Source organism: Streptomyces sp. NPDC001153 (assembly GCF_053598315.1).
The window spans coordinates 24,918-31,043 of sequence record NZ_JBSFJZ010000076.1 but is presented as its reverse complement, the minus strand read 5'-3'; the positions used below and the strand labels follow the sequence as shown (position 1 = coordinate 31,043).

Below are 6,126 nucleotides of genomic sequence, written 5' to 3'. Positions count from 1 at the left end.
GCCAACAGCGAGCTGGTCGCCGAAGAGATCGTGCGCACCCTGGTCGGCTCGATCGGCCTGGTCGCCTCGGTCCCGGTCACCACACTGCTCGCCGCCCTGGTGGTCTCGGCCGACCGCACCGGTCCGAGCACCCCGGCACCGGCCGGGGCACAGCCCGTCCCGGCACGCGGGGGCCGGGGGCGACGCCGGAAGCGGTAAGGCGAGCAAGCCGACGCGAGCGGCAGTGAGCCAGCCCGTCTGGGGCGGACTCAAGCAGCAGCAGGCCCGTCTATAGCCGACTCACGCAAGCAGTGAGCCGGTGCCGGCGCGGCCGATGCGCGCCGAGGTAGCCGACCGAACCTCAGCTCCCCATTGCAGAAGCGTTCCTGCACGATTCCAGGCGGCACGGCGGAGCACCCGGCGCCCGTGCCGTAACGCTTCAGCCGGCGCTCTGCTCCTCGGCCAGGATGCGGTCCAGGGCCTCTTCCAGATGGGCGTCGAAATCGGCCAGCGCGCCCTCCTGACCGAGCGGCACCAGCTTGTCCGTGCGGTCCAGGAAGGCCACCAGCGGCGGCGCGGAGGACCGGAACAGGGCCTGGTCGCTGCCCACCTGAAGCCTGATCAGCACCTCGCCCAGCACCTCGCAATCGGCGGGCGCGATGTGCACATCCCCTTCCCCACACGGCCGGCCGACGCCGTCGATCAGCAGCTCACGCCCGAACGCCCAGGTCACCGGTGCGTCACCGGGCAGATGGAAGGTGAGCCGGACGGCATAGGGATCACTGGTCTCGTAGCGCAACTCCACCGGGATGCGGAAGGAGAGCTCCTCCGACACGAGAAAGCTCATCATGACTTCTGCCTGTACGGACTCGCGCATCGTCTACCCCGTCGTATGGACGTCGACTGGCCGGGCCTGATCCCTCTAACCGTGGTCAAATCTTGCTGAACGTACACGGCAGATCACAAGGAGTAAGTTTTCAGATACTGATAGGGAAGGTCAGCGCCCCCAGATGCCGCCCGATCTCCGCCTGCAGTTGGCGCGCCGCGGGCAGCAGCCGGTCGGCCTGGTGGGCGGGCAGCGACATGGCCATCGTGGCCACCGTGGTGCCGACCGTGATCGGGACCGCCGCGCAGACCGTCCCGAGGGCGTACTCCTGACGCTCCACCACCGGCTCCATGCGTGGCATCCGGGCCAGTCGTCGCAACAGGGCGTTGTTGTCACGCACCGTGTACGGAGTGATGGACTGCACGGGGTAGCGCGCGAGATGGTCGCGGCGGGCGTCCTCGTCCAGCTGGGAGAGCAGACACTGCCCGATGGCGTGCGCGTGGCCGGTCTCGCGGAAGTCGGCCCACTCCTCGACCGCCGGCGCCTCGGGGGACTCGGAGACGCACATGACCTCGATCTCGCCGTCCCGGTACATCGCGTAGTACACCGGCACTCCGATGGAATCGCGCCAGTGCGCGAGCGTGTCCGCCACCGCGCTGCGACGTTTCTGCTGTGCTCCGCTGCTGCCCAGTCGTTCGACTGCCTCGCCGAGGAAGAACAGCCCCTTCTCGCGCCGCAGATAGCCCTCGTGCACCAGGGTGCGCAGCAGGTGGTACGTCGTCGGGAGGGCGAGGCCGGTCTCGCGCGCGAGTTGTTTGGCGGGGGCGCCGTACGCATGTGCGGCGACGGCCTCGAGAAGGCGCATGGCGCGCTGGACGGATCCGATGAGTGTCGCGGCCGCCGGCGGGCCGGGGGCGTCGGTGGTGTGCTGCGGTCCGGAGGTGTCCGCTGGGTGGGGTGCTCCGGGGATGTCGATGGTGTGCGGTGGACCGGAGGCGGCGTTGGGGTGTGGTTGTCCCGGGACCACGACGGAGGGTGGCCGCTGGGCCGGCGGCGCGCAGGAGCGCGGTGGGGTGGGGGGTGCGTGCGGATCTGCCGGTGCGGTTTCAACCGTGGCCAAGGGTCACTCCCGGAGCGCGAGGGGCAGCCCGTGCAGGGGAAGAGCACGGTGGGGATCTGCGCCGCCCGCGGGGCCGGACCCCGCGGGAGTTCCGGACTCTAATCGTCCGCCGCCGCACGCAGACGGCCACACGGGGAAACTTCCCTCGCCCGAGGGAAACCGGTGATCGCCTTGCCGGGAACCGGTGATGCCGTCACCGGTCACCAGTCCCCGGGGCTGTCACCAGTCACTGCGCGACGAGGAGCTCGACATGAACTTGCGCACGATGTAGATGAGTCCGCCGACCAGAGCGACGAAGATCAACGCCTTGAACAGCAGACCGATCACGAACCCGACCACGGTTGCTATCAGGCCGCCGAACACGACCAGGGCGATGACCGGCACCGCGACCCACTTCACCCACCACGGCAGTCCCGCGAAGATCTCTCGCATCGCCCTCGTCCTTTGCGTCTCGTACGTCTGAGTGCTCGTACGCCTTTTCACGTACGGCCTTGATGTTCTGCACTCGATGCTAGGGCCGACGAGGGGTCCCGCGGGGGCCTCGCGCCCCTTGTCCTCCCCTGACCCGTCCCCTAGGGAACCCGGGGCCCCGGCTCACGCCTCGGGCGGAGAGAAGACGACGAGAACCCTCAGGTCCTCGCTGATGTGGTGGAACTTGTGGGCAACCCCGGCCGGCACGTACACCACGCTGCCCCGCGCCACCTCGGTCGTCTCCAGTCCCACCGTGATCGACGCCCTGCCGCTGACGACGAAGTACACCTCGTCCTGGTTGTGCGGCTTCTGCGGGTCGTGCTCGCCCGCGTTGAGGGCGTAGAGGCCGACGGACATGTTCCGCTCCCGCAGGAACTGAAGGTACGCCCCCTCGTTGGCGGCTCGCTCCGTCTCCAGTTCGTCCAGCCGGAATGCCTTCATCGCCTCTGTCGCCCTCGCCTCTGCACTGTTCCGATCCGGTCTGCCACGATCAGACACATGAAGAATTTCGTAGTCAAGACGATCGCCAACGCGGGCGCCCTTGCGGTTGCCGTATGGCTGTTGGACAAGATCACTCTGACGGGTGACAGCACGGCCAAGAAGGCCGGCACGCTGATCGTCGTCGCGCTGATCTTCGGCCTGGTGAACTGGCTGGTCAAGCCGATCGTGAAGGTCCTCACCTTCCCGCTGTTCATCCTGACCCTGGGCCTGATCACCCTGGTCGTGAACGCGCTGATGCTACTGCTGACCTCCTGGGTCTGCGGCAAGCTCGACCTGAGCTTCCACGTGCAGGGGTTCTGGACGGCCGTCGTCGGCGGCCTGATCGTCTCCGTCGTCTCCTGGGCGCTGCACGTCGTCCTGCCCGACGAGGACTGAGCACACGATGGCCTACCGCGTCTGCTTCGTGTGCACCGGCAACATCTGCCGCTCCCCGATGGCCGCATCCGTCTTCCGCGCGCGCGTGGCGGAGGCCGGCCTCGAGGACCGGGTGGAGGTCGACAGCGCCGGCACCGGCGGCTGGCACGAGGGCGAGCCCGGCGACCCGCGGACCGTCTCGGTCCTCGAGGAGCACGCCTACGACAGCGATCACATCGCCCGCCAGTTCCAGCCGTCGTGGTTCTCCCGCCTCGACCTGGTGATCGCCCTCGACGCCGGCCATCTCAAGGCCCTGCGCCGCCTCGCGCCCACCGAGGAGGACGCGCGCAAGGTCCGCCTGCTGCGCTCGTACGATCCCTCCGCCGGGGACGACCTCGACGTGCCGGATCCGTACTACGGACCCCGGGACGGCTTCGAGGAATGCCTTGGGATGATCGAGGCGGCGAGCGTCGGTCTGCTCGCCGCCGTACGCGAGCAGTTGGAAGGACGGGCCGCATGAGCGACACCCCCGGGGACCAGGGCGGTACCGGCGACGGTACGCGCGCGGTACGCGCCGGACTGCCCGAACCGGTCAAGCACGAGCCGACCCTGCCCGGACCGGTGTTCGCGGCGCACTTCCATCTGCCCGGCGAGGTGACGGGCCCGTACTCGTACGGCCGTGACGACAACCCGACCTGGACGCTGCTGGAACGGGCCATCGGCGAGCTGGAGGCGCCCGGGCGGGACGATGTCGAGACGCTGGTCTTCGCCTCCGGCATGGCGGCGATCTCCTCCGTGCTGTTCTCCCAGCTGCGCGCCGGGGACGCCGTCGTGCTGCCCTCCGACGGCTATCAGGTGCTGCCGCTGGTCCGCGCCCAGCTGGAGGCGTACGGCGTCGAGGTGCGCACCGCCCCCACCGGCGGCGAGGCCCAGCTGGGAGTTCTCGACGGCGCCCGGCTGCTGTGGATCGAGTCCCCGTCGAACCCGGGGCTCGACGTGTGCGACATCCGGCGGCTGGTGCAGGCGGCCCACGCGCAGGGCGCCCTGGTGGCCGTCGACAACACCCTCGCCACCCCGCTCGGGCAGCGTCCGCTGGAGCTGGGCGCCGACTTCTCCGTGGCCAGCGGCACCAAGCAGCTCACCGGCCACGGTGACGTGCTGCTGGGCTATGTCGCCGGCCGCGACACCGAGGCGATGGCCGCCGTACGACGCTGGCGCAAGATCGTCGGCGCGATCTCCGGGCCGATGGAGGCCTGGCTCGCGCACCGGTCCATCGCCACGCTCCAACTGCGCGTCGACCGGCAGAACGCCACCGCCCTCGTGGTCGCCGAGGCGCTGAAGCAGCGGCCCGAGGTGTCCGGCCTGCGCTACCCCGGGTTGCCCGACGACCCCTCGCACAAGACTGCCTCGCAGCAGATGCGCCGCTACGGCTGCGTGGTCTCCTTCACGCTGCCGACACGCGCGCGTGCCGAACGATTCCTCGAGGCCCTGCGCCTGGTGGAGGACGCCACAAGCTTCGGCGGTGTGCGTTCCACGGCCGAGCGGCGCCGCCGCTGGGGCGGGGACGCGGTCCCGGAAGGCTTCATCCGTATGTCCGTCGGCGCCGAGGATCCCGAGGATCTGATCGCCGACGTGCTGCGGGCCCTGGACGAGTCGGCCGAGTCCGCCGAGTGAGCCATGGCCGTCCGGCCGACGGCGCACGACGGTCCGAGCCTCCCCCCTCGTGGCTCGGACCGTCTTCGGTTCCTGCGCGCGAAGAACCGTGCGAACAAGGCTAGTTGACTCTCCGTCAGTGTCCAATCACGCTAGCGACAAAGACCTATCGACTTATTTATAGTTGGGTCCTGCCTGGGGGCCGGAGGAGGGCAGAGACAAAGGGAGGGCACGCCATGGACCTGGCCTTGCTGCGCACTTTCGTCACTGTGCACCGGGCTGGTTCGTTCACCCGCGCCGCCGCCCTGCTCGGTCTCTCCCAGCCCGCCGTCACCTCGCAGATTCGCACACTGGAACGACAGCTCGGCAAGCCTCTCTTCCTCCGTCAGGCGCGCGGGGTGACCCCGACGACCATCGGCGACGAGCTCGCACACAAGGCCGCTCCCCATCTCGACGCCCTGGTCGAGATAGCCGAGAGCGGCCTGGACGACGAGTCCTCGCTCAGAACCCTCCACCTCGCCGGCCCGCCCGAGTTCACCGCCGAACGCGCCCTGCCCGCCCTGACCGAGCTGACCGGCGACGACGGCCAGGGATTCGCGCTCCGCGCCTCCTTCGGCACGGCGGAGGAAACGCTGGAGGGACTGGCCGCCGGACATCATGATCTGGCCATCAGTACGGCCCGTCCGCGCGGCGCTCTGCTGACCGCGACTCCGCTCTGCGACGAGGAACACGTGCTGGTCGCCGCCCCTCGCTGGGTGGAGCGGATCGGTGCGGAGGCACTGCGCCTGAAGGGGGCGCCCGCACTGGAGGATCTGCCCGTCGTCGAGGTCCACGAGTCGCTGCCTTTCGTCTCGCGCTACTGGGCCTCCGTCTTCGACTCACGCCCAGCCGCCTCGGGCACGGTCATCGTTCCGGATCTACGCGCGGTGCTCGCCTGCGCGATCGCGGGTGCCGGACTTGCGGTGCTGCCCCGCTATCTGTGTGCCTCCGCCCTCGAAGACGGCACGATCGCGACACTGCACGATCCGGCCGTGCCGCCGCTGCGCACCTACTTCCTGGTGGTGCGCACCGGCACCCTCGCCATGCCTCACGTTGCACGGGCCCATGAGTGGCTTCAGCGGGCGGCCACGGCCTGGTGCTGAGACCTCCCGTCACAGCGTCCACGGAAGGCGATCACAAGGTGACTCCTTGCGATGTTTCACGTGGAACCAGCCGGGCCACA

9 protein-coding genes are annotated in these 6,126 nt (G+C 69.5%); 5 read left to right on the top strand and 4 right to left on the bottom strand.

Annotated elements, in window-relative coordinates; genetic code table 11:
- Positions 1 to 198, top strand: a 198-nt coding sequence (locus tag ACWDEN_RS45290; protein WP_450863861.1) for a YibE/F family protein, incomplete at its 5' end; no start/stop codon positions are given.
- 220 nt (positions 199 to 418) lie between these two features.
- Here the strand turns inward: ACWDEN_RS45290 and ACWDEN_RS45285 are convergent.
- The 4 genes from ACWDEN_RS45285 to ACWDEN_RS45270 all read right to left on the bottom strand — a co-directional run bounded on the left by ACWDEN_RS45285 (position 419) and on the right by ACWDEN_RS45270 (position 2,837).
- Positions 419 to 856: an SsgA family sporulation/cell division regulator gene (locus ACWDEN_RS45285; RefSeq protein ID WP_228621692.1), complete on the bottom strand. Its 438-nt coding sequence runs from the start codon at positions 854 to 856 to the stop codon at positions 419 to 421.
- Positions 857 to 956: 100 nt separating this feature from the next.
- On the bottom strand, positions 957 to 1,925 hold the full coding sequence (locus tag ACWDEN_RS45280; protein WP_450863859.1) for a helix-turn-helix domain-containing protein: 969 nt from the start codon (positions 1,923 to 1,925) through the stop codon (positions 957 to 959).
- A gap of 219 nt (positions 1,926 to 2,144) precedes the next feature.
- Positions 2,145 to 2,357 carry a DUF5326 family protein gene (locus tag ACWDEN_RS45275; RefSeq protein WP_351600963.1) on the bottom strand — a complete coding sequence of 71 codons (213 nt, stop codon included), beginning with the start codon at positions 2,355 to 2,357 and terminating at the stop codon, positions 2,145 to 2,147.
- A 162-nt stretch (positions 2,358 to 2,519) separates the two neighbouring features.
- The gene (locus ACWDEN_RS45270) at positions 2,520 to 2,837 is read right to left on the bottom strand and encodes a cupin domain-containing protein (RefSeq protein WP_351600966.1); all 318 of its coding nucleotides are present in this window, start codon (positions 2,835 to 2,837) and stop codon (positions 2,520 to 2,522) included.
- A gap of 57 nt (positions 2,838 to 2,894) precedes the next feature.
- On the opposite strand from ACWDEN_RS45270, the gene ACWDEN_RS45265 reads away from it, so the two are divergent.
- From ACWDEN_RS45265 to ACWDEN_RS45250, 4 genes are all read left to right on the top strand, one after another.
- On the top strand, positions 2,895 to 3,272 hold the full coding sequence (locus ACWDEN_RS45265; RefSeq protein ID WP_208899920.1) for a phage holin family protein: 378 nt from the start codon (positions 2,895 to 2,897) through the stop codon (positions 3,270 to 3,272).
- Positions 3,273 to 3,279: 7 nt separating this feature from the next.
- Positions 3,280 to 3,771: a low molecular weight protein-tyrosine-phosphatase gene (locus ACWDEN_RS45260; RefSeq protein ID WP_351600969.1), complete on the top strand. Its 492-nt coding sequence runs from the start codon at positions 3,280 to 3,282 to the stop codon at positions 3,769 to 3,771.
- Positions 3,768 to 4,925: a cystathionine gamma-lyase gene (locus ACWDEN_RS45255; RefSeq protein ID WP_450863857.1), complete on the top strand. Its 1,158-nt coding sequence runs from the start codon at positions 3,768 to 3,770 to the stop codon at positions 4,923 to 4,925. The genes ACWDEN_RS45260 and ACWDEN_RS45255 overlap by 4 nt, the downstream gene beginning before the upstream one ends.
- Before the next feature lie 215 nt (positions 4,926 to 5,140).
- Entirely contained in the window at positions 5,141 to 6,046 is a 906-nt protein-coding gene (locus tag ACWDEN_RS45250) for a LysR family transcriptional regulator (RefSeq protein WP_351600975.1), read from the top strand.
- The last annotated feature ends 80 nt before the right edge of the window (positions 6,047 to 6,126 follow it).

Coding starts and splice junctions, on each gene's coding strand:
- ACWDEN_RS45265 (WP_208899920.1), top strand. CDS start 2,895: ATGAAGAATTTCGTAGTCAAGACGATCGCCAACGCGGGCGCCCTTGCG.
- ACWDEN_RS45270 (WP_351600966.1), bottom strand. CDS start 2,837: ATGAAGGCATTCCGGCTGGACGAACTGGAGACGGAGCGAGCCGCCAAC.
- ACWDEN_RS45275 (WP_351600963.1), bottom strand. CDS start 2,357: ATGCGAGAGATCTTCGCGGGACTGCCGTGGTGGGTGAAGTGGGTCGCG.
- ACWDEN_RS45285 (WP_228621692.1), bottom strand. CDS start 856: ATGCGCGAGTCCGTACAGGCAGAAGTCATGATGAGCTTTCTCGTGTCG.
- ACWDEN_RS45260 (WP_351600969.1), top strand. CDS start 3,280: ATGGCCTACCGCGTCTGCTTCGTGTGCACCGGCAACATCTGCCGCTCC.
- ACWDEN_RS45255 (WP_450863857.1), top strand. CDS start 3,768: ATGAGCGACACCCCCGGGGACCAGGGCGGTACCGGCGACGGTACGCGC.
- ACWDEN_RS45250 (WP_351600975.1), top strand. CDS start 5,141: ATGGACCTGGCCTTGCTGCGCACTTTCGTCACTGTGCACCGGGCTGGT.